Here is a 22,761-nt window from a genome sequence, read left to right on the forward strand (position 1 = left end):
GACTCCGAGTCTTGCATGGATTTTCCCTCCCGCGTATATTCATGCCACGACGAAGGAGGAACGCCATGGCATTGCGAGTCGCCGTCGCCGGCGCGAGCGGATACGCGGGCGGCGAGGTGCTGCGCCTGCTGCTCGGCCACCCGGAGGTGGAGATCGGGGCGCTGACCGGCGGCTCGAACGCGGGCACCCGCCTGGGCGCGCTGCAGCCGCATCTGATCCCGTTGGCCGATCGTGTCCTCGAACCCACCACCCCCGAGGTGCTGGCCGATCACGACGTGGTGTTCCTGGCGCTGCCGCACGGCCAGTCCGCCGCCGTCGCCGAGGCGCTCGGCCAGAACGTCCTGGTGGTCGACTGCGGCGCCGACTTCCGGCTCAAGGCCGCCGCCGACTGGGAGCAGTTCTACGGCTCCGCGCACGCCGGCACCTGGCCCTACGGTCTGCCCGAACTCCCCGGCCACCGCGACGCGTTGAAGGGCAGCAACCGGATCGCCGTGCCCGGCTGCTACCCGACGGCCGTCTCCCTGGCGCTCTTCCCGGCGTACGCGGCCGGGCTCGCCGAGCCGGAGGCCGTGGTGGTCGCCGCCTCCGGCACCTCCGGCGCCGGCAAGGCCGCCAAGCCCCACCTGCTGGGCAGCGAGGTCATGGGCAGCGTGAGCCCGTACGGCGTCGGCGGCGTGCACCGGCACACCCCGGAGATGGTGCAGAACCTCACCCCGCTCGCGGGCGAGCCGGTCACCGTCTCCTTCACCCCCACCCTCGTCCCGATGCCGCGCGGCATCCTCGCCACCTGCTCCGCCAAGGCCAAGCCGGGCGTGAGCGCCGAGAGCCTGCGCACCGCCTACACCGAGGCGTTCGCGGACGAGCCCTTCGTCCACCTGCTGCCCGAGGGGCAGTGGCCGCAGACCAGCAGCGTCTACGGCGCCAACACCGCCCTGGTCCAGGTCGCCCTGGACCCGACCGCCGGGCGGATCATCGCGATCAGCGCGATCGACAACCTGGTCAAGGGCACCGCGGGCGGCGCGGTGCAGAGCATGAACATCGCCCTCGGCCTGCCCGAGGAGCTGGGCCTTCCCGTGAACGGAGTCGCACCGTGACCGATCCTGTGAACGTCGGCGTGACCGCCGCCAAGGGCTTCCGCGCCGCCGGGGTCACCGCCGGCATCAAGGCCTCCGGCACCCCGGACCTCGCCCTGGTGGTCAACGACGGTCCCTCGCTCGCCGCGGCCGGCGTCTTCACCGCCAACCGGGTCAAGGCCGCGCCGGTGCTCTGGTCCGAGCAGGTCCTCAAGGGCGGCCAGGTCTCCGCCGTCGTCCTCAACTCCGGTGGCGCCAACGCCTGCACCGGCCCGCTCGGCTTCCAGGACACCCACGCCACCGCGGAGAAGGTCGCCGCCGAGCTGGAGCTCAACGCCGGCGAGGTCGCCGTCGCCTCCACCGGCCTGATCGGCGTGCGGCTGCCGATGGACATTCTGCTGCCCGGTGTCACCCTGGCCGCTCAGGAGCTCAGCGAGACCGGCGGCGAGGCCGCCGCGATCGCCATCAAGACCACCGACACCGTGCACAAGACCGCCCAGGTCACCAGCCCGGCCGGCTGGACGGTCGGCGGCATGGCCAAGGGCGCGGGCATGCTCGCCCCGAGCCTGGCCACCATGCTGGTCGTCCTCACCACCGACGCCGACCTGGACAGCGCCGCCCTGGACGCCGCGCTGCGCGGCGCCACCCGGACCACTTTCGACCGGATCGACTCCGACGGCTGCATGTCGACCAACGACACCGTGCTGCTGCTCGCCTCCGGCGCCACCGGCATCACTCCGGACCCGGCCGAGTTCGCCGAGGCCGTCCGCGCGGTGAGCGCCGACCTGGCCCGCCAGCTGATCGGCGACGCCGAGGGCGCCAGCAAGGACATCCGGATCGACGTGACCGGCGCCGCGACCGAGGACGAGGCCGTCGAGGTCGCCCGGACGATCAGCCGCAACAACCTGCTCAAGTGCGCCGTGCACGGCGAGGACCCCAACTGGGGCCGGGTGCTGGCCGCGATCGGCACCACCTCCGCCGCCTTCGACCCGAACCGGCTGGACGTGGCCATCAACGGCGTCTGGGTCTGCCGGGACGGCGGCGTGGGCGAGGACCGCGACCTGGTGGACATGAAGGGCCGTGAGGTCGTCATCACCGCGAACCTCAACGCCGGTACGGCGAGCGCCTCGCTGTGGACCAACGACCTCACCGCCGACTACGTCCACGAGAACAGCGCCTACTCCACCTGAGCCGCGACATCCGTTCCGATAAGGGAAACCCGTGCAGATCGCACCCAAGGGCGAACAGGCCCGCAACAACACCGCGTTGCCCAAGGCCATGACGCTGATCGAGGCGCTCCCGTGGCTGGAGCGCTTCCACGGCAAGACCGTCGTGATCAAGTTCGGTGGCAACGCCATGGTGGACGACAGCCTCAAGGCGGCCTTCGCCCAGGACGTCGTCTTCCTCCGCTACGCCGGACTGCACCCCGTCGTGGTGCACGGCGGCGGCCCGCAGATCAGCGCCCAACTCGACAAGCTCGGGCTGGAGTCCAACTTCACCAACGGCCTGCGCGTCACCACCCCCGAGACCATGGACGTGGTCCGGATGGTGCTGGCCGGCCAGGTTCAGCGCGAGCTGGTCGGCCTGCTGAACGGGCACGGCCCGTTCGCCGTCGGCATGACCGGCGAGGACGCCCACACCATGACCGCGGTCAAGCGCTACGCGGTGGTGGACGGCGAGCAGGTCGACATCGGCCTGGTCGGCGACATCGTCAACATCGAGGCCGGCGCGGTGAAGGCGCTGATCGCCGACGGCCGGATCCCGGTCATCTCCTCGATCGCCCGCGGCACCGACGGCCACGTGTACAACATCAACGCGGACACCGCCGCCTCCGCCCTGGCGGTCGCGCTGGGCGCCGAGATGCTGGTGGTGCTCACCGACGTCGAGGGCCTCTACAAGGACTGGCCGAACTCCGACGACGTGATCAGCCAGCTCACCGCGAGCGAGCTGGACGAGCTGCTGCCGGGCCTGGCCACCGGCATGCTCCCCAAGATGGAGGGCTGCCTGCGCGCCGTCCGCTCCGGCGTGGGAACCGCCCGCGTGCTGGACGGCCGGGTCCAGCACAGCCTGCTGCTGGAGATCTTCACCGACGAGGGCATCGGCACGATGGTCGTGCCGGACGACGAGCCGACCGTGACCGGGGGACTGGCATGACGCACAACGAGCAGCTCACCGACCGGTGGCAGCACGCGTTCACCGACAACTACGGCACCCCCCGCATCCCGCTGGTGCGCGGCGAGGGCGTCAAGCTCTGGGACGCGGACGGCAAGGAGTACACCGACCTGCTCGGCGGCATCGCCGTCAACGCCCTCGGCACCGCCCACCCGGCCGTGGTCGAGGCGGTCAGCCGACAGATCGCCACCCTCGGCCACGTCTCCAACCTGTTCATGGCCGAGCCGACCATCGCCCTCGCCGAGCGGCTGCTGAAGCTGGACGGCCGCGAGGACGGCCGGGTGTTCTTCTGCAACTCCGGCGCCGAGGCCAACGAGGCCGCCTTCAAGATCAGCCGGCGGACCGGCCGCACCCACCTGGTCGCCCTCCAGGGCGGCTTCCACGGCCGGACCATGGGCGCCCTCGCGCTCACCGGCCAGCCCGCCAAGCAGGACCCGTTCCGCCCGCTGCCCGGCGACGTCACCCACGTCCCCTTCGGCGACGTCGAGGCGCTGCGCGCGGCCGTCACCACCGAGACCGCCGCCGTCTTCCTGGAGCCGATCCAGGGCGAGAACGGCGCCATCCCGCTGCCGGACGGCTACCTCAGGGCCGCCCGCGAGATCACCCGGGCCACCGGCACCCTGCTCGTCCTGGACGAGATCCAGACCGGCATCGGCCGCACCGGCCACTGGTACGCCCACCAGGCCTTCGAGGGCGTCGAGCCGGACGTGGTCACCCTGGCCAAGGCGCTCGGCGGCGGCCTGCCGATGGGCGCGGTGCTGGCCTTCGGCGAGGCGGCCGAGCTGCTCACCCCGGGCCAGCACGGCACCACCTTCGGCGGCAACCCGGTGGCCGCCGCGGCCGGGCTCGCAGTGCTGGACACCATCGAGTCCCAGGGCCTGCTGGAGCACGTCCGCAAGATCGGCGACCGGCTGCGGCTCGGCGTCGAGGCGATCGGCGACCCGCTGGTCGCGCACGTGCGCGGGGCCGGTCTGCTGCTCGGTATCGTGCTCACCCAGCCGGTCTCGGCCGAGATCCAGGCCGCCGCGCAGGAGGCGGGCTTCCTGGTCAACGCAGCCGTTCCGGACGCCGTACGGCTGGCGCCGCCGCTGGTGCTGACCGAGCAGGAGGCGGACGCCTTCCTGGCGGCGCTGCCGGGCATCCTCCGGACGGTGCGCGAGAGCGCCCCGGCCGATGCGAGTTGACCGTCGTCCGGGAGAATAATCACATGACCGATTCCCACTCCGGCCCCTCCGCCGCCGGCCCGACGCCGCAGGTCCCGCAGACCCGCACCGCGCGTCACCGGCGGATCGTGGACCTGCTCACCCGCCAGCCCGTGCGTTCGCAGAGCCAGCTCGCCAGGCTGCTCGCCGACGACGGGCTCGTGGTCACCCAGGCCACCCTCTCCCGGGACCTGGACGAGCTGGGCGCGGTCAAGATCCGCAACCGGGACGGCGCGCTGATCTACGCCGTCCCGGCCGAGGGCGGCGACCGTACGCCGCGCGCGCCGATGGGGGAGTCGGCCAGCGAGGGCCGGATGGCCCGGCTGGCCGGCGAGCTCATGGTCTCCGCGACCGCCTCGGGCAACCTGGTCGTGCTGCGCACCCCGCCCGGGGCCGCGCAGTTCCTGGCCTCGGCGATCGACCAGGCCGAGGTGTTCGAGATCATCGGCACCATCGCCGGCGACGACACCGTGCTGCTGATCAGCCGCGACCCGTCCGGCGGTCAGGCGCTCGCCGACCACCTGATGCAACTCGCCCAGGCCAAGGCGCAGTAACACCTCGACCCGTCCGAAACCCCGGCCATGGGAGCAACTCCGGCCGGGGTTTGTGTTTCATACGGCATCGTGCATACTTATGCCACCCACTGTAAATGTGTGCCGCACACCGCATACGTGTAAGGAGCCACCGCGATGACCGCCCAGCAGTCCTCCGACGTCCGCCTCTGGGGTGCGCGCTTCGCCGACGGCCCGTCCGAGGCGCTGGCCAAGCTCTCCGCCTCGGTCCACTTCGACTGGCGCCTCGCCCCGTACGACATCGCCGGCTCCAAGGCCCACGCCCGGGTGCTGCACAAGGCCGGCCTGCTCTCCGACGAGGAACTCGCCGCCATGCTGGCCGGCCTCGACCAGCTGCTCGCCGACGTCGAGGCGGGCACCTTCACGGGCACCGTCGCCGACGAGGACGTGCACACCGCCCTGGAACGCGGCCTGCTGGAGCGCCTCGGCGCCGACCTCGGCGGCAAGCTGCGGGCCGGGCGCTCGCGCAACGACCAGATCGCCACCCTGTTCCGGATGTACCTGCGGGACCACGCGAAGACCATCGGCGGCCTGCTGCTCGACCTCCAGCACGCCCTGGTCGGCCTGGCCGAGGCGCACCCCGACACCGCCATGCCGGGCCGCACCCACCTGCAGCACGCCCAGCCCGTCCTCTTCGCCCACCACGTCCTCGCGCACGTGCAGGCCCTCGGCCGCGATGCCGAGCGGCTGCGCCAGTGGGACGCCCGCACCGCCGTCTCGCCGTACGGCTCCGGCGCGCTGGCCGGCTCCTCGCTCGGCCTCGACCCGCAGGCCGTCGCCGCCGACCTCGGCTTCGAGGGCGGCTCGGTCGGCAACTCCATCGACGGCACCGCCTCGCGCGACTTCGTCGCCGAGTTCGCCTTCGTGACCGCGATGATCGGCGTCAACCTCTCCCGGATCGCGGAGGAGGTGATCATCTGGAACACCAAGGAGTTCGGCTTCATCACGCTGCACGACGCCTTCTCCACCGGCTCCTCGATCATGCCGCAGAAGAAGAACCCGGACATCGCCGAGCTGGCCCGGGGCAAGTCCGGTCGGCTCATCGGCAACCTGACCGGCCTGCTGGCCACCCTCAAGGCGCTGCCGCTCGCCTACAACCGGGACCTCCAGGAGGACAAGGAGCCGGTCTTCGACTCCTGCGACACCCTGGAGGTGCTGCTGCCCGCGTTCACCGGGATGATGGCCACCCTCACCGTGCACCGGGAGCGAATGGAGGAGCTGGCCCCGGCCGGCTTCTCGCTCGCTACCGACATCGCCGAATGGCTGGTCAAGCAGGGCGTGCCGTTCCGGGTCGCGCACGAGGTGGCCGGAGCCTGCGTCAAGGTCTGCGAGGCCCAGGGCATCGAGCTGTCCGACCTGACGGACGAGCAGTTCGCCTCGATCTCCGAGCACCTGACCCCCGAGGTCCGCTCGGTGCTCAGCGTGCACGGCGCCATCGCCGCCCGCAACGGGCGCGGTGGCACCGCCCCCTCGGCCGTCGCGGTCCAGCTCGCCGAGGTCAAGGCGGACCTGGCGCGGCAGCAGGAGTGGGTGTAGGGGCTGTCTCCCGGGACCTTGCCCGATCCGGCGGAACCCAGGAGACGGCCCCGGGGCTGACCCCCCGGCGCGACGGGGGAGGGGCGCGGCGGTCCGACCGGCGCGCCCCTCCCGCGTACGCGCCCCGGCCCGGGCGTAACCGGGCCCGCCGGGGCCCGTCATGCACGGTGTGTGCACAGCCCTTCCGCCCGTTCCCTCCGCCGAGGACGTCTACCTCGCCGAACGCCGCCGCCGCGTGGTCCGCGAGACCGTCGCCGCCCTGCCCGGCCGCTGCCCCCAACTCGTCGCCGCCCTCGCCGAGGACCCGCCGCCGACCTACCGCGAACTCTCCGCACGGCTCGGCATGCCGCGCGGCTCCATCGGTCCCACCCGCTCCCGCTGCCTGGCCTGCCTCCGGCTGCTGCTCCACGCGGAGCGCTTCCTCTGAGTGGCCGGGGTGATTCTCCCCACCCTCACCTCACCCCCCGCCCTTCCACCCGCCGTGACACTCGCCACTGTCTGCCCCCCGAAGGTTGAGGGGAGCTGACACCCGGGTAGAGCGCTGGCGAACGTCACTCTTGACGGTGGCGCGATCACTCGGATACTGAGCGTGAGCGCGCCACCCTCTGCGCGCCGGGCACGACGACTGGGGAGGCCCCTCCACATGGGCATGAGCGTGATCATCTCGGCCGCGGTGGCCGAGGATGCCGAGCAGATCCTCAAGCTCCAGTACCTGGGCTACCAGCCCGAGGCGGAGCTGTACGGCGACTGGGCGATAGAGCCCCTGACGCAGACCCTGGAGAGCCTGCGCGCCGAACTGACCGAGCAGCACGTCCTGGTCGCCCGGCTGGGCGAGGAGGTGGTCGGCACCGTCCGCGGTCACGTCGACGCGGAGGGCATCGGCCGGATAGAGCGTCTGGTGGTCCACCCCCGGATGCAGCGGCACGGTCTGGGCGGACGGCTCCTGGACGCCCTGGAGCGTCGTCTCGTCGAGGACGGCCGCCCGGTGACCGCCTACCGCCTGTTCACCGGCCACCGCAGCCTCGGCAACCTGCGCCTCTACGCCCGTCAGGGGTACCGGCAGACCGCCGTCGAGCAGGTCAGCGGCCGACTGAGCTTCGTGCACCTGGAGAAGTCCGTCGCGACCCCGCTCGCCGCGACCGCCTGACCCCCCCGCCCGTACGGGCCCGGCCCCGGCGTCGCCACCATCCGGACAGGAAGGTGGCGGCGCCGAGCCGTATCACCGCTGGTCAAAGGCGTGAGTGTCCGTAATACGGACGGCGCTGCCAAATAATTGGGCGCAATTCGGCTGATCTGTTTTACTGGCTCACATGACTGCGACGACGAACTGGACCCCCACCGGCACGCTGCCGGCAGGTGAGTGTGCCATGTGCCGTCGAATGTGTCACTGCTGAGGGCCACCGCCCCCGGCACCCCGTTGAGGGTGCCTCCCCCTCGCGCCCCGAAGCGAGACTCCGGCGCCGCTCCCGCCCGTGCGAGCGCGCCTCCCACCCCCGGAACCCCTCCCTCCGGCGTGCCCGCCCACCCGCGGTCGCCGCTGACTCGTGAGGGCCGCGCCGTCGCGCGGCCCGGCCGTCCGGCGGCCACGATCAAGGGGCGGTAGGTCCGGATCCCCCTGGCGAAGCGTCGTAGGACACCGCCGACCGCAACCCCGGTCGGGCGGTCGACACCGCCGCTCGCCCCCGACCCACGGAAGCAGCTGTGATCACCACCACGGACCTCACGAAGGTCTACCGCTCCCGAGGCCGCGAGGTGACCGCCCTCGCCGGCGTCGACCTGCACGTCCGCCCGGGCGAGGTCTACGGAGTCGTCGGCACCAGCGGTGCCGGCAAGTCCACCCTCATCCGCTGCGTGAACATGCTGGAGCGCCCGACCTCCGGCACCGTCACCGTGGACGGGGTCGAGCTCACCGCGCTGTCCGGCGGCGAGAACCGGGCCGGCCGGGAGCTGCGCGAGGCGCGCCGCCGGATCGGCATGGTCTTCCAGCACTTCAACCTGCTGTCCTCGCGGACGGTGCAGCAGAACGTCGAACTCCCGCTGGAGATCAACGGCCTGGACCGTACTCAGCGCCGTCGCAAGGCCGCCGAGCTGCTGGAGCTCGTCGGCCTCGGCGACAAGGCCCGCAGCTACCCCAACCAGCTCTCCGGCGGTCAGAAGCAGCGCGTCGGCATCGCCCGCGCCCTGGCCGGCGACCCCAAGGTGCTGCTCTCCGACGAGGCCACCTCGGCCCTCGACCCGGAGACCACCCGCTCGATCCTCAAGCTGCTGCGCGACCTCAACCAGCAGCTGGGCCTGACCGTTCTGCTGATCACCCACGAGATGGACGTCATCAAGACCGTCTGCGACTCCGCCGCCCTGATGCGCGGCGGCCGGGTGGTCGAGTCCGGGGAGCTCACCGGCCTGCTGGCCAAGCCCGGCTCCGAGCTGGCCCGCGAGCTGTTCCCGCTCAGCGAGTTCGGCACCGGGCGGCCCGGCTCCACCGTGCTGGAGATCACCTTCCAGGGCGACACCTCGGCCCAGCCGTTCGTCTCCCAGCTCGCCCGCACCTACCAGATCGACATCAACATCCTCGGCGCCGCCGTCGAGACCATCGCCGGCCGGATGGTCGGCCGGATGCGGGTCGAACTGTCCGGCGGCCACCAGGACAACGTGGTGCCGATCGGCTACCTGCGCGAGCAGGGCCTGCAGGTGGACGTGATCGGTGCGGCGAACGGAGCGGTGGCATGACCTGGGACCAGATGCAGGAGTTGATGGGGCCCGCCACCCAGGAGACCTTCCAGATGGTCGGGGTGTCGGCGGCGGTCACCGTGCTGCTCGGCCTGCCGCTGGGCGTGCTGCTGGTGCTCACCGACAAGGGCGGGCTGCTCGCCAACCGGGCGGTCAACAAGGCCATCGGCTTCGTGGTGAACATCGCCCGCTCGGTGCCGTTCATCATCCTGATGATCGCGCTGATCTCCTTCACCCGTTGGCTGGTCGGCACCTCCATCGGCTGGCAGGCCGCGACCGTGCCGCTCACCATCGGCGCCATCCCGTTCTTCGCCCGCCTGGTCGAGACCTCCGTCCGTGAGGTCGACCGCGGCCTGATCGAGGCGGTGCAGTCGATGGGCGGCAGCACCTGGACGATCGTGCGCAAGACCCTGCTGCCCGAGGCGCTGCCCGGCATCGTGGCCTCGATCACCACCACCGTCATCACCCTGATCGGCTACTCCGCGATGGCCGGCACGGTCGGCGGCGGCGGCCTCGGCACCCTCGCCGTCAACTACGGCTACCAGCGCTTCGAGACGGCCTTCATGTGGGTCATCGTGGCCGAACTGGTGATCATCGTCACCGCCGTCCAGCTGATCGGCGACTTCGCCGTCCGGAGCCTCGCCCACCGCGGCCGCAGCGGCGGCCGGACCCGGCTGCTCGGCCGCCGCCCGACGACTCCGGACCAGGACCTCGTCGCCTCCTAGACCTCCCCCGTCCGACCCCGGACGCGGCTCCCCGTAACACGCAGAAAGGCACTTTTCGTGCGCAACTCCCTGAAGTTCACCAGCGTCCTCGCCACCGCCGGCCTCGCCCTCTCGCTGGCCGCCTGCGGCAGCTCCGGGTCCTCCTCCTCGGACCCGAACGCGCCGCTCAAGGTCGTCGCCAGCCCCACCCCGCACGGGCAGATCCTCAAGTACGTCAAGGACAACCTCGCGGACAAGGCCGGCCTCAAGCTCGACATCAAGGAGGTCACCGACTACGTGACCCCCAACACGGCGGTGCAGGACGGGTCGGCCGACGCCAACTACTTCCAGCACGTCCCGTACCTGGAGGACTTCAACAAGAAGCACGGCACCGACATCGTCTCGGTCGAGACCGTGCACCTGGAGCCGCTGGGCCTCTACTCCAAGAAGGTCAAGGCGATCACCGACCTGCCGGACGGCGCCACCATCGGCCTGCCCAACGACGCCACCAACGAGGGCCGCGCGCTCAAGCTGCTCGCCGACAACAAGCTCATCACCCTCAAGGACGGCGTCAGCACCACCGCCACCCCGGCCGACGTGACGGGCAACCCGAAGAACCTCAAGTGGAAGGAGCTGGAGGCCGCCCAGCTGCCCCGCTCGGTCTCCGACCTCGACGCCGCCGTCATCAACGGCAACTACGCGATCGACTCCGGCCTGAAGCCGGCCACCGACGCGCTGGTGCTGGAGAAGGCCGAGAACAACCCGTACGCCAACATCCTCGCGGTCAAGAAGGGCAAGGAGAACGACCCGCGGGTCAAGAAGCTCGCCGAGCTGCTGCACTCCGACGAGGTCAAGAAGTACATCAACGACACCTTCCAGGGCTCGGTCATCCCGGCCTTCTGATCGCCACCGATCGTCATACCGTCACACCCTGGCGCCCGACCGGGCCCCCGCCGCACCTCGGCGGGGGCCCGGTCGGGCAGTATGCACCCAGGAACGCTCCGGCCGACCGCGTTCTGACGTACCGTCGTGCGGGCGGCGCACCGCGTGGTACCCGGAGCGCGACGGGGGCGTACGGTGTTGTGTTCACGACCCGGCGAGGAGAGACGGCATGGCAGCGAGCTTCCCCGAGACCGCCATCAGCACCGAACGGTTGCTGCTGCGTCCCCTTGCGGAGGACGACGCCCCCGGCCTGGCCACGATGATGGCCGACGACCTCGTCCTGGCCTGGACGGATCTCCCGCACCCGTTCACCCAGGACTACGCGGCCGAGCTCGCCCGCACCCTCGCCCCCGCCCACCGGGCCGAAGGCCGCGGCATCGTCTTCGCCGTCACCGAGCACCTCACCCAGCGCCTGGTCGGCCTGGTCGAACTGCGCAACACCGACTGGCGGCTGCGCACCACCGAGATCTCCTACGTCACCGCCGTCTGGGCGCGTGGTGAGGGCTACGCCCCGGAGGCCGTCCTCGGCGTCGCCCAGTGGCTGTTCGAGGACCGCGGCTTCCTGCGCCTGGAGATGCGCACCGCCGCCGGGAACACCGCTGCCCAGCAGGTCGCCCAGAAGATCGGCGGGATCAGCGAGGGCGTGCTGCGCAGCGCCTGGATAGTGCGGGGCGAGTCCGGTGAGGTCGTGGTGGGGGCACCTCCCAGCCGCCGGGCCGGGGGAGAGAGCCGCAGCGACCTGATCCTGTGGAGCCTGCTCCCGGAGGACCTGGAGTCGCCCGAACTGCACCGGGACGGCTGGCGCGGCGACCACCGCTACGTGCTGCGCGACTGATCCACCGCCCGTGGCCGCGGTGGAAGCACCCGGTCACCCGATCGGCACGACATGTGGACGACTTGTCGGCCGTCAGGGCCCGTCCTCAGGTGGATCACACCCGGTAGCCTCTGCACCGGCGCCGCACAGCCGGCGCGACGAGCCGCGCATCGAGTCGAGGGAGAACGGCCGCAGATGGCTGACCGGATCACGGTCATCGGGTGGGACGGAACGCCGCTGACCGAGGCCGCCGGCGCGGCCCTCGCCGCCGCGACCCTGGTGGCCGGCGCGCCCTACCAACTGGGCGCCCTCCCCGTACCGGACGCCGCCGAGCGGATCACCCTCGGCAACATCCAGCAGGCCGCCAAGAAGATCGCCGAGCACCGCGGCGCCGCCGTCGTGGTCGCCGAGGGCGACCCCGGTTTCTTCGGCGTGGTGCGCACCCTGCGCCGCCCCGAGTACGGCCTCGAACTCGAGGTCCTGCCCGCCGTCTCCTCCGTCGCCGCCGCCTTCGCCCGGGCCGGGATGCCCTGGGAGGACGCCCAGGTGGTCAGCGCCCACGGCGGCCGGCTGCGCCGCGCGGCCAACATCTGCCGGGCCCACCCCAAGGTCGCGGTGCTCACCGCGCCGGGTGCCGGTCCGGGCGAACTCGCCCTGATGCTGCGCGGGGTGCACCGGACCTTCGTGGTCTGCGAGGCCCTCGGCACCCCGGAGGAGGACGTCACCGTCCTGACCTCCGACCGGATCGCCGACCACGTCTGGCGCGAGCCCAACGTGGTGCTGGTGATCGGCGGCACCGCCCAGGCCGGGACGGTGGACGAGGCGGCCGGCTGGTTGGCCGGGCGCCCGGTCGGCTACCCCGGCGCGGAACGCGGCTGGGCGCTCCCCGCCGACGCCTACGCGGGCGCCGGGCGCGCGGAGGACGGGGCAGGCGCATCGGGTGCGCTCCCCGCGCACGTCCGTGCGCTGGTGCTGGCCCGTCTGGGTGCACGTCCCGGGGACCTGGTCTGGTCGGTCGGCGCCGGCAGCGGCGCCCTCGCGGTGGAGGCGGCCCGGTTCGGCGCCGCCGTGGTCGCGGTGGAGGCCTCCCGCTCGGCGTGCGCCCGGCTCACCGTCAACGCCCGCCGGTACGGCGTCGAGGTGGAGACCGTGCACGGCCACGGCCCCGAGGTGCTGGGCGGACTGCCGGAGCCGGACGCGGCGGTGGTGGAATCCGGCGGCCTCGACGTGGTGCGCGCGGTGCTCGCCCGCAAGCCCGAGCGCTTCGTCGCGCTGGCCCGCACCTTCGCCGAGGCGGAGGAGGTCTTCCGGGCCATCACCGAGGCCGGTTACCGGGCGGACGGCGCGCTGCTGCAGTCCACTGCGCTGCGCCCCGCGGGGGCGGGCGGCGGACTGGAGCTCGGGGAGGGCGCGGGCGGCGCACTGCTGCTCTGGGGTGAGCAGATCGTGTGAAGGCCTCGGGTGAGTGCCGGGACCGCGGCGCAGGCTCGGCGGTGATCCAGGTCGCATCCGGACACTGATTCGAGAGGTCACCGCGCCGGGCCGGTAGTGTGGCGTCCCAGGCGGCTGCAGCCGTCGGCGACCCGCCCGATTCGGTCGGTTTGTCACCTTTTTTGACGTGGTGCAACCCGGCTCCGCTCGGAGTGTGGGCGATTCGACGGGCCGCGTGCCGGACCTGGAGAATGTCGTAGGGTCCGGTGCGGTCGTGCCGGTTGCTCCGGGTTGTCGTTGTTTCAGATGGCGCACCGTCCTCACGGGCGGTGCCCGGGCCGGGGTGCCGCAGCGCGCCGGAAGGACTTTGGCCGCAGCGCCTCGGCGCGGCGGCCGCGTGTGGTTGAGGGGCGGGTCGGTGCAGGCCCGGCCCGTGCGGATGGGCGCTGCGGTCGGTGATCGCGTCGCCAAGGGGCGCGGCAGCGGCCTGGAAGGAGCTTTGACAATGACCGATGGCGGCCACGTCCCGGGCGAGGGACTGCCGGAGCACCTGCACACCGGGCCCGACCCGCTCGGCGGACCGGAGGGCGTCGCGGGCGTTGCACCCCTGCAGGGCGTCGCGACGGACGGCGGGATGATCCCCAACCCGGCGGCGCCGGTCGGCGGACTGCCCGGCGCGGGTGTCATCCCGCCGCAGGGCCAGCCGAACTACATCGTCCCCGGCATGCCGTCCCCGGCCGTCCCGGGTGACGGCTGGACCGTCGACCAGGGCGCCGCGCGCCCGGCCTTCCACTTCGTCGACCAGCCGGACGGGCTGGACGACGAGGACGACGTGCTGCTGATGCCCGGCCCGCAGGGCTCCTGGGGCGCCGAGCAGGCGCCGTTCGCTCCGCAGCCGGACGGCACCCCGCTCGAGCCGTCCTGGCCGCCGGTGGACCCGCCGGTGCTCGGCGCCGAGCACGCCCAGCAGCCGCCCGTCCAGGCCGTCCCGATGCAGCCGCAGGCCCAGCAGCCCATGACGCAGGCTCAGCAGCCGCGCCGCCCGCTGCACGCCGGCCCGCCCATCCCGGACCCGTCGCTGATGACCGGCCAGGTGCCGGTCCGTTCGCTGGCCGACCGCGGCCCGTCGCAGGGCGGCACGCCCGCGCACGGCATCCCGGTCGTCGGCCGGCCGCCGATGGGTGAGGCCGTCGCGCCGGTCCCGGGTGCCGTGCCCCAGGGCGTGCCGCAGGCCGTTCCGATGGCGCCCGCCGCGCCGATGCCCCCGATGGCTTCGACGGTCGAGGGGGCGCAGGAGGTCCAGCAGGTGCCGCAGGGCCAGGGCTTCCAGCAGGTGCCGCTGGCCGCGCAGCCGATCGAGGGCCTGATGGCCGTCGAGACGGTCGGGGCGATCGAGGTGGTCGAGGTCGTCGAGACGCCGGAGGCCGCCCAGGCCGTACCGGCGCCCGAGGCCGTTCAGGCGGCGCCGGGCCCGGAGGCCGCGCAGGCCCAGGCTGCCGTGGCCGAGCCGGTTCCGGCGGAGGGCGTCGCCCAGCCGGTGGCCGAGGCTGCTGGGGTCGAGACCGCCGCTGTGGAGACCGTCGTCGTCGAGGCCGCGGCCGCTGAGGCCGTCGCCGTCGAGACCGTTGCCGTTGAGGGCGGCGCCGCCGAGGCCGCCGTGGTCGAGGGTGCCATCGAGGCCGTCGCGACCGCCGAGCAGACCGAGGCCGCCGCCCCGGCCGGCCAGCCGCGTCGGATCTCCGCCTTCCTCGCCGCGCCGACCCCGCACGGCCTGCCCAAGGTCGAGGCCGCCCAGCAGGCCCCGGTGACCGAGGAAGCGGCGCAGCAGCAGCCCGCTCCCATAGCGGCCGCCGACGCGCCGCAGGCCGTCGAGGTGGTTCAGGAGGTCCCGGTGGCCCCGGAGGCCGAGCAGCCCGCCGAGGCCGCTCCGCAGGCCGTCGCCGAGCCGGTCGCCGAGACCGCCGCCGGTACCGGTGAGATGCCCTCCGGCCAGGCCGTCGAGCAGCCCGCCGAGCAGCCCGCCGTGGAGGGCGAGCAGCCGCAGCCGGAGGCCGTCCAGGCCGAGCAGCCCGCCGAGGCCCCGGTCGAGCCGGTCGCCGAGCAGGCGGAGCAGGTCGTGGAGGCCGCCGCTGAGCCCGTGGCCGAGCAGGCTGTCGAGCAGCCCGCCGAGGCCGAGGTGGCGCAGGCCGCCGAAGCCGTCGCGCCGGAGGCGGAGCAGCAGCCCGCCGCCGAGGGCGTCGAGACCGTCGAGCAGCCGGTCGCCGAGCAGGCCGTGGAGCCGCCGGTCGTCGAGCAGCCCGCCGAGGCCCCGGCCGCCGAGGAGCCGCAGGCCGAGCAGGCCGCGGAGCAGACCGGGCAGCCCGCCGAAGCCGTGCCCGAGGCCGCCCCGGAGGAGGCCCCGGCCGTCGAGCCGACCGCGGAGCAGCCCGCCGCCGAGACCGCCGAGACCGTCGAGCAGCCGGTCGCCGAGCAGGCCGTCGAGCAGCCCGCCGAGGCCGAGGTGGCGCAGGCCGCCGAAGCCGTCGCGCCGGAGACGGAGCAGCAGCCCGAGGCCCAGTCCGAGCAGCCCGCCGAGGACCCGCAGGCCGTCGAGCCCGCCGAGCCGCGCGGCCCGGCCGCCCCCGGGTACGACGAGGCCGGCCGCGACGCCGTCCACCAGGTGATTCGCGAGCGCCGCGACATCCGCAACGGCTTCCGCCCGGACCCGATCCCGCACGAGGTGCTGATCCGGGTCCTGGAGGCCGCCCACACCGCGCCCAGCGTCGGCTACTCGCAGCCCTGGGACTTCGTGGTGATCCGCTCGGCGAAGACCCGCAAGCGGATGCACGCCCTGGCGGAGCGTCAGCGCGAGGCGTACGCGGACTCGCTGCCGAAGGGCCGCGCCAAGCAGTTCCGCGAGATCAAGATCGAGGCCATCCTCGACACCCCGGTCAACATCGTGGTGACCGCCGACCGCACCCGCGGCGGCCGGCACACCCTGGGCCGGCACACCCAGCCGCAGATGGCCCCGTACTCGGCCGCCCTGGCCGTCGAGAACCTCTGGCTGGCCGCCCGCGCCGAGGGCCTGGGCGTCGGCTGGGTGAGCTTCTTCGACGACGAGCAGTTGGTCCGCGAACTCGGCCTGCCCGAGCACCTGGAGGTCGTCGCCTACCTGTGCGTCGGCTTCGTCGACTCCTTCCCGGACGAGCCCGAGCTGGAGCAGCAGGGCTGGGCCAAGAAGCGCCCGCTGTCCTGGGTGGTCCACGAGGAGCAGTACGGCAACCGCGCGTTGCCCGGCGAGGAGCCGCAGAGCCTGCTCGCCGACACCCTGCGCGGCATCCGCCCGCTGGACGCCAAGGCGCTCGGCGAGGCCTGGGACCGGCAGAAGCGGATGACCAAGCCGGCCGGCTCGCTCGGCATGCTGGAGATCATCTCCGCCCAGCTGTGCGGCCTGTCCCGCAAGTGCCCGCCGCCGATCCCGGAGCCCGCCTGTGTGGCGATCTTCGCGGGCGACCACGGCGTGCACGCCCAGGGCGTGAGCCCGTGGCCGCAGGAGGTGACCGCCCAGATGGTCGGCAACTTCCTGGCCGGGGGAGCGGTGATCAACTCCTTCGCCAAGCAGATCGGCACCGAGGTCTGCGTGGTGGACGTCGGCGTCGCCGCCGAGCTGCCGGACGCTGTCCAGCAGGGCCGCGCCACCGGCCTGCTGCCGCGCAAGGTCCGCCCCGGCACGGGCGACATGACCCAGGGCCCGGCGATGACCCGCGAGGAGGTCCTGCAGGCGATCGAGGTCGGCATCGAGACCGCCCGTGACCTGGTCGCGGCGGGCAACAAGGCGCTGGTCACCGGTGACATGGGCATCGCCAACACCACCGCCTCGGCCGCCCTGATCTCGGTCTTCACCGGCCTCGACCCGGCCGAGGTCACCGGCCGCGGCACCGGCATCGACGACGAGACCCACGCGCGCAAGATCGAGGTCATCCGCGCCGCGCTGGCCCTGCATCAGCCCGACCCGAACGACCCGATCGGCGTCCTCGCCGCCGTGGGCGGCCTGGAGCACGCGGCCATCGCCGGCTTCCTGCTGGGCGCCGCCTCGCTGCGCACCCCGGTGGTGCTGGACGGTGTCATCGCCGGTTCGGCCGCGCTGGCCGCCAAGGCCATCGCGCCCGAGGTGCTGGCGGCCTGCATCGCGGGCCACCGCTCCGCCGAGCCCGGCCACCAGGCCGCGCTGGCGAAGCTGGGCCTGCGTCCGCTGATCGACCTCGACCTGCGGCTCGGCGAGGGCACCGGTGCCCTGCTGGCACTGCCGCTGGTGCAGAGTGCGGCCCGCGCGATGCACGATGTAGCCACCTTCGACTCCGCCGGGGTCACCGAGAAGGCCTGACGTACTCCGTCACCGCTCCGCGGACCGGCCCGAGGGCGCGCCGGCCCGCGGAGCGGCGTATCTCCGTACCGTCCCCGACACCCTCCCCCCGATCAGGAGCACCGCCGATGACCGCGCCCACCCCGCACCCGAGCACCGAGGGCCGTACCCCCTACCCGGTCGGCCTGCTGCTGGCTGGCCGCCGCGTCGTCGTGGTCGGCGGCGGCCAGGTCGCGCAGCGGCGGCTGCCGGCCCTGATCGCCTCCGGCGCCGAGCTGCACCTGATATCCCCGGCCACCACCCCGGCCGTCCAGGCCATGGCCGACGCGGGCGAGCTGACCTGGCACGCCCGCCCGTACCGGGACGGTGACCTGGCCGGCACCTGGTACGCCCTGGTCGCCACCGACGACCCGGAGGTCAACGCGGCGGTCAGCGCCGAGGCCGAGCGCGAGCGGGTGTTCTGCTCCCGCAGCGACGACGCCTCCGCCGCCACCGCCTGGACCCCGGCCAGCGGCCACGACGCGGGCGCCACCGTCGCCGTCCTCACCGGAGACCCGCGCCACTCCGCCACCCTGCGCGACGCCATCGTCGGGGGCCTGCGGGACGGCTCGCTGGCCTCCCGCCAGTACCGCTCGCACGGCGCCGGCGTGGCCCTGGTCGGCGGCGGCCCCGGCGACCCGGACCTGATCACGGTGCGCGGCCGCCGACTGCTCGCCGACGCCGACGTGGTGGTCGCCGACCGCCTCGCCCCGCGCGAGCTGCTCGCCGAGCTGCCCGAGGACGTCGAGGTGATCGACGCCTCGAAGATCCCGTACGGCCGCCAGATGGCCCAGGAGGCGATCAACCGGGCGCTGATCGAGCACGCCGAGGCCGGCAAGTTCGTGGTCCGCCTCAAGGGTGGCGACCCGTACGTCTTCGGCCGCGGCGGCGAGGAGCTGCTGGCCTGCGCCGAGGCGGGCATCCCGGTCACCGTGGTGCCCGGGATCTCCAGCTCGATCAGCGTCCCGGAGACGGCCGGCATCCCGGTCACCCACCGCGGGCTGACCCAGGAGTTCACCGTGATCTCCGGCCACGTCGGCCCGGACGACCCGCGCTCGGTCACCAACTGGCCGGCCGTCGCGGGGATGAGCGGCACCCTGGTGCTGCTGATGGCCGTGGACAAGATCGGTGCGATCGCCGCCAAGCTGGTCGAGCACGGCCGCCCGGCCGACACCCCGGTCGCGATCGTCCAGGAGGGCACCACCGCCGCCCAGCGCCGGGTGGACGCCACCCTGGGCACCGTCGCCGCGGTGGTCGAGGCCGAGGAGGTCAAGCCCCCGGCGGTGATCGTCGTCGGCGACGTCGTGAACGTCCTCGCCGCCGCCTTCCAGCGCTAGGACGCTCACCGGTGGTCGGCGGAGTGGGAAGTCGGCCGGTCCGACTTCCTACTCCAGCGGCTGCTCCGTCCAGATGACCTTCCCAGTCGCGGTGTAGCGCGTCCCCCAGCGGTCCGCGAACTGCGCGACCAGGAACAGCCCGCGCCCGCCCTCGTCCTCGGTCGCCGCGTACCGCAGGTGCGGCGAGGTGCTGCTGCCGTCCGACACCTCGCAGATCAGCACCCGGTCGCGCAGCAGCCGCACCTTGATCGGCCCGGAGCCGTACCGGATCGCGTTGGTCACCAACTCGCTCAGGATCAGCTCGGTGACGAACGCGGCCTCGTCCAGCCCCCAGTCCGCCAGCCGCGCCGCCACCTGCGCCCGGACCGTCCGCACCGCCGCCGGGTCGGAGGGCACGTGCCACTCCGCCACCTGGTCCGGCGCCAGCACCCTGGTCCGCGCCACCAGCAGCGCGATGTCGTCCTGCGGGTGCGCCGGCAGCATCGTCCCGAGCACGTCCGTGCAGGTCTGCTCCGGCGTGCGTGGCGGCCCGCTGAGCGCCGTCCGCAGCAGCTCCAGCCCCTCGTCGATGTCCCGCTCGCGGTCCTCCACCAGCCCGTCGGTGTACAGCACCAGCCGACTGCCCTCGGCGAGCTCCAGCTCGACGGTCTCGAACGGCAGCGCCGCCAGCCCCAGCGGCGGTCCGGTCGGCAGCTCCGGGAACACCACGTGGCCCCGCGGGTCCACCACGGCCGGCGGCGGGTGCCCGGCGCTGGCCAGCGTGCAACGCCGCGACACCGGGTCGTAGATCGCGTACAGGCAGGTCGCCCCGGCCAGCCCCGAACTCTCGCTGAAGGCCGCCTCGTCCTGGTCGATCCGGTTCACCAGCTCGTCCAGGTGCCCCAGCAGCTCGTCCGGCGGCAGGTCCAGGGTCGAGAAGTTGTGGATCGCCGTGCGCAGCCGTCCCATCGTCGCCGCCGCGTGCAGCCCGTGACCGACCACGTCTCCGACCACCAGCGCCACCCGGGCGCCCGGCAGCGGGATCACGTCGAACCAGTCCCCGCCCACCCCGGCCTGGGCCGACAGGTAGCGGTGCGCCACCTCCAGCGCGTTCTGGGCCGGCAGACTGCGCGGCAGCAGGCTGTGCTGCAGGGTCACCGCCATCGCGTGCTCGCGGGTGTAGCGGCGGGCGTTGTCGATGCACACCGCCGCGTGCGCCACCAGCTCCTCGGCCAGCGCCAGGTCCTCCGGCTCGAACGGTTCCGGCCGCTCCGACCGCCAGAACCGGGCCACCCCCAGCAACACGCCGCGCGCCCGCAGCGGCACCCGCACCAGTGAGTGCACCCCGTACGCCAGGATCTGCGCCGAGCGCTCGGGGTCCTGTTCGCGCCACTCCCGGGCCTCGGCCAGGTTCGGCTCAAGGTCGGGCTCCCCGCTGTGCAGCGCCCCGGCCAGCGGGGTGGCGGGTACCACCTCCAAGGTGGTGCCCACCGGGTAGAACGGCGCGTCGGTGCTGATCCCGGCGATGGCCGCGCGCCGCATCCGGCCGAGCGAGCCACCCGGGGGCGGTTCCTCGCCGGCCGGCACCTGCTCCGCGAGGTCCACCGTGACGAAGTCCGCGAACCGGGGCACCGTGACCTGCGCCAGCTCCTCCGCCGTCCTGGTCACGTCCAGCGAGCTGCCCACCGTCACCCCGGCGTCGTACAGCAGCCGCAGCCGCCGCTGCGCTCCCTCGGCCCGGCCGGTCAGCGCCAGCAGCTCGGTGGAGTCCCGCAAGGTGGCGACGCAGCCGGGCGGGCGGCCCGTCTGGTCGATCAGCCGTACGTTCACCGCGAGCAGCCGCTCCCCGGCCAGCACCACCTCGTCGGTCACCTGGCGGTTGGCGGTCAGCAGCTCCAGCGAGGCGGGCTCCAGGCCCAGCTCGGTCACCGGGCGGCCCTCGGCGTCCGGCGGCAGGTCGAGCAGCCGGCGCGCCTCGTCGTTGCAGAGCAGCAGCTGCCCGTCCCCGCCGACGATCATGACGCCCTCACGAACCGCGTGCAGCACCGCCGCGTGGTGCTCGTACATCCTGGTCATCTCGACCGGGCCCAGCCCGTGCGTCTGCCGGCGCAGCCGTCGACTGACCAGCGCCGTGCCCAGGGTGGCCAGCCCGATCGCGCCCGCCGCCGCACCCAGGACCACCGGCAGCTGGCGCTCGCTCGCGGTGGAGACGTTGCTCAGGGTGACGCCCGTCGAGACCATCCCGACCACCGAGCCGTCCGGCGCGTACACCGGGACCACCGTCTGGACCAGCGGGCCGAGCGTGCCGTTGAGGCGCTCGGTCACCACCTGGCCGTGCAGCGCGGGCTCGTAGGTGCCGACGAACTTCTGACCGATCAGGGCCGGGTCCGGGTGGGTGTAGCGGATGCCCTGGTCGTTCAGCACCACGATGAAGTCCACGCCCGAGGCGACCTGCGCGGACTGCGCCTTCGGCTGCAGGATCGCGGTGGGGTCGGGGGAGCGCAACGCGGCCACCATGCCCGGTGAGTTGGCGAAGGCCTGCGCGACCGCCACCGTCCGGTTGGCGGCCTCGCGGTCGGCGTCGTTGTGCGACTGCACCACCAGCGCCAGCGCCGCCCCCGCAACGAGCAGCAGCACGATCAGGATCTGCAGTGCGAACACCTGCCCGGCCACCGACCGGTGTCGTATCGGTCGCGACCGCTTCGCGCGTGGCAACTGTTGCCGACCGTGTGGGCGCCCACCGAAGGAGCCGGCGTCGCCGGTGGCACCAGAGGCCGACGGAGCCCAGGATCGGCCCGGATTTCGGGCCATACGGTCATATTTGCACTCCGCATAGCCTGCGACCACCCCGTCCCTTCGGCCGTTTGGCCTTCCCCGCCCCGGCTTGGCAAGATCGCAGGGTGTCCGAACCCAGCACCATCACCGACCCCGCCGACCCCCGCCTCGCCGACTACACCGGCCTCACCGACGTCGAACTGCGCCGCCGCCGCGAACCCGCCGAGGGCCTGTTCATCGCCGAGGGGGAGAAGGTCATCCGCCGCGCCCTCGCGGCCGGCTACCGGATGCGGTCGATGCTGCTCACCGCCAAGTGGCTGGACGTGATGGCCGACGTCATCGCCGAGGCCGACGCCCCCGTCCACGTGGTCGAACCCGCCCTCGCCGAGGCCGTCACCGGCTACCACGTCCACCGCGGTGCCCTCGCCTCGATGGAGCGCAAGCCCCTCCCGGACGCGGCCGACCTGCTCGCCGGGGCCCGCCGGGTCGCCGTCCTGGAAGGCCTGGTCGACCACACCAACCTCGGCGCGGTGTTGCCTTTGGGTCTACGAGAACATGCGGTTCGGCGCGTCGCCGTGTTCGAGGATATCGTCGACCACGCCAACATGGGGGCGGCCTTCAGGAACGCGGCCGCCCTGGGCGTTGACGCGATCTTCCTCACCCCGCGCTGTGCCGATCCCCTCTACCGCCGGTCCGTGAAGGTGTCGATGGGTGCCGTCTTCCAGGTGCCGTGGACTCGCCTGGTGGCCTGGCCGAAGGACATCGAGATCCTGCGTTCCGCAGGCTTTACGGTCGCTGCGCTGTGCCTGAGTGACCGGGCGATCACCCTCGATGACCTCGCTTCGCGGGACAACGAGAAGCTCGCCCTGGTTTTCGGCACGGAGGGCGACGGCCTCGCCGCCAGGACACTCGCTTCGGTCGACGAGCATGTCCGCATCCCGATGGATGCCGGTGTCGACTCGCTCAACGTCGCGGCGGCCTCGGCGGTGGCCTTCTACGCGACCCGCCCGCGACGTGAGCTGGCCCAGTAGATCACCCAGGGCAACTCCTGGGCCTCCCCGCCGCACAGGCCAGCCCGACCAACGACGGTGGAACCCCGCGCAGTGCCCAGCGGGC

At 73.3% G+C, this 22,761-nt stretch carries 17 protein-coding genes; 16 read left to right on the plus strand and 1 reads right to left on the minus strand.

The window, feature by feature from the left end:
• Positions 1-65 precede the first annotated feature (65 nt).
• The 15 genes from argC (at position 66) to cobA (ending at position 18,891) form a co-directional block, all read left to right on the plus strand.
• Complete coding sequence (gene argC / locus ACH4E7_RS15070) at positions 66-1,094, plus strand: N-acetyl-gamma-glutamyl-phosphate reductase (protein WP_396249479.1); 1,029 nt, start codon at positions 66-68, stop codon at positions 1,092-1,094.
• Positions 1,091-2,263, plus strand: coding sequence for a bifunctional glutamate N-acetyltransferase/amino-acid acetyltransferase ArgJ (argJ, locus tag ACH4E7_RS15075; protein ID WP_396249480.1), 1,173 nt, complete (start codon positions 1,091-1,093; stop codon positions 2,261-2,263). The genes argC and argJ overlap by 4 nt, the downstream gene beginning before the upstream one ends.
• Before the next feature lie 88 nt (positions 2,264-2,351).
• Positions 2,352-3,227: an acetylglutamate kinase gene (gene argB / locus ACH4E7_RS15080; RefSeq protein ID WP_355669994.1), complete on the plus strand. Its 876-nt coding sequence runs from the start codon at positions 2,352-2,354 to the stop codon at positions 3,225-3,227.
• Complete coding sequence (locus ACH4E7_RS15085) at positions 3,224-4,429, plus strand: acetylornithine transaminase (RefSeq protein ID WP_396249481.1); 1,206 nt, start codon at positions 3,224-3,226, stop codon at positions 4,427-4,429. The genes argB and ACH4E7_RS15085 overlap by 4 nt, the downstream gene beginning before the upstream one ends.
• A gap of 23 nt (positions 4,430-4,452) precedes the next feature.
• On the plus strand, positions 4,453-5,001 hold the full coding sequence (locus tag ACH4E7_RS15090) for an arginine repressor (protein WP_355669871.1): 549 nt from the start codon (positions 4,453-4,455) through the stop codon (positions 4,999-5,001).
• A 135-nt stretch (positions 5,002-5,136) separates the two neighbouring features.
• Complete coding sequence (gene argH / locus ACH4E7_RS15095; protein WP_396249482.1) at positions 5,137-6,555, plus strand: argininosuccinate lyase; 1,419 nt, start codon at positions 5,137-5,139, stop codon at positions 6,553-6,555.
• Positions 6,556-6,724: 169 nt separating this feature from the next.
• On the plus strand, positions 6,725-6,982 hold the full coding sequence (locus ACH4E7_RS15100; RefSeq protein WP_396249483.1) for a hypothetical protein: 258 nt from the start codon (positions 6,725-6,727) through the stop codon (positions 6,980-6,982).
• A gap of 216 nt (positions 6,983-7,198) precedes the next feature.
• The gene (locus ACH4E7_RS15105) at positions 7,199-7,702 is read left to right on the plus strand and encodes a GNAT family N-acetyltransferase (RefSeq protein WP_396249484.1); all 504 of its coding nucleotides are present in this window, start codon (positions 7,199-7,201) and stop codon (positions 7,700-7,702) included.
• Between the two features lie 554 nt (positions 7,703-8,256).
• On the plus strand, positions 8,257-9,282 hold the full coding sequence (locus ACH4E7_RS15110; protein ID WP_396249485.1) for a methionine ABC transporter ATP-binding protein: 1,026 nt from the start codon (positions 8,257-8,259) through the stop codon (positions 9,280-9,282).
• A complete protein-coding gene (locus ACH4E7_RS15115; RefSeq protein ID WP_396249486.1) occupies positions 9,279-10,007 on the plus strand; it encodes a methionine ABC transporter permease in 729 nt (242 codons plus the stop codon). The genes ACH4E7_RS15110 and ACH4E7_RS15115 overlap by 4 nt, the downstream gene beginning before the upstream one ends.
• A 57-nt stretch (positions 10,008-10,064) precedes the next feature.
• Complete coding sequence (locus ACH4E7_RS15120; RefSeq protein ID WP_396249487.1) at positions 10,065-10,889, plus strand: MetQ/NlpA family ABC transporter substrate-binding protein; 825 nt, start codon at positions 10,065-10,067, stop codon at positions 10,887-10,889.
• Positions 10,890-11,097: 208 nt separating this feature from the next.
• Positions 11,098-11,763, plus strand: coding sequence for a GNAT family N-acetyltransferase (locus tag ACH4E7_RS15125; protein ID WP_396249488.1), 666 nt, complete (start codon positions 11,098-11,100; stop codon positions 11,761-11,763).
• Between the two features lie 174 nt (positions 11,764-11,937).
• On the plus strand, positions 11,938-13,194 hold the full coding sequence (gene cbiE, locus ACH4E7_RS15130; protein WP_396249489.1) for a precorrin-6y C5,15-methyltransferase (decarboxylating) subunit CbiE: 1,257 nt from the start codon (positions 11,938-11,940) through the stop codon (positions 13,192-13,194).
• Between the two features lie 484 nt (positions 13,195-13,678).
• Positions 13,679-17,536: a nicotinate-nucleotide--dimethylbenzimidazole phosphoribosyltransferase gene (gene cobT, locus ACH4E7_RS15135; RefSeq protein ID WP_396249490.1), complete on the plus strand. Its 3,858-nt coding sequence runs from the start codon at positions 13,679-13,681 to the stop codon at positions 17,534-17,536.
• 107 nt (positions 17,537-17,643) lie between these two features.
• The gene (gene cobA, locus ACH4E7_RS15140) at positions 17,644-18,891 is read left to right on the plus strand and encodes a uroporphyrinogen-III C-methyltransferase (protein WP_396249491.1); all 1,248 of its coding nucleotides are present in this window, start codon (positions 17,644-17,646) and stop codon (positions 18,889-18,891) included.
• 48 nt (positions 18,892-18,939) lie between these two features.
• On the opposite strand, the gene ACH4E7_RS15145 is transcribed toward cobA, so the two are convergent.
• Positions 18,940-21,681: a SpoIIE family protein phosphatase gene (locus ACH4E7_RS15145; RefSeq protein ID WP_396249492.1), complete on the minus strand. Its 2,742-nt coding sequence runs from the start codon at positions 21,679-21,681 to the stop codon at positions 18,940-18,942.
• A gap of 89 nt (positions 21,682-21,770) precedes the next feature.
• On the opposite strand from ACH4E7_RS15145, the gene ACH4E7_RS15150 reads away from it, so the two are divergent.
• On the plus strand, positions 21,771-22,676 hold the full coding sequence (locus tag ACH4E7_RS15150; RefSeq protein ID WP_396249493.1) for a TrmH family RNA methyltransferase: 906 nt from the start codon (positions 21,771-21,773) through the stop codon (positions 22,674-22,676).
• Positions 22,677-22,761: the final 85 nt, after the last annotated feature.

This window comes from Kitasatospora sp. NPDC018058 (genome assembly GCF_044327205.1).
Classification (GTDB): Bacteria; Actinomycetota; Actinomycetes; order Streptomycetales; family Streptomycetaceae; genus Kitasatospora.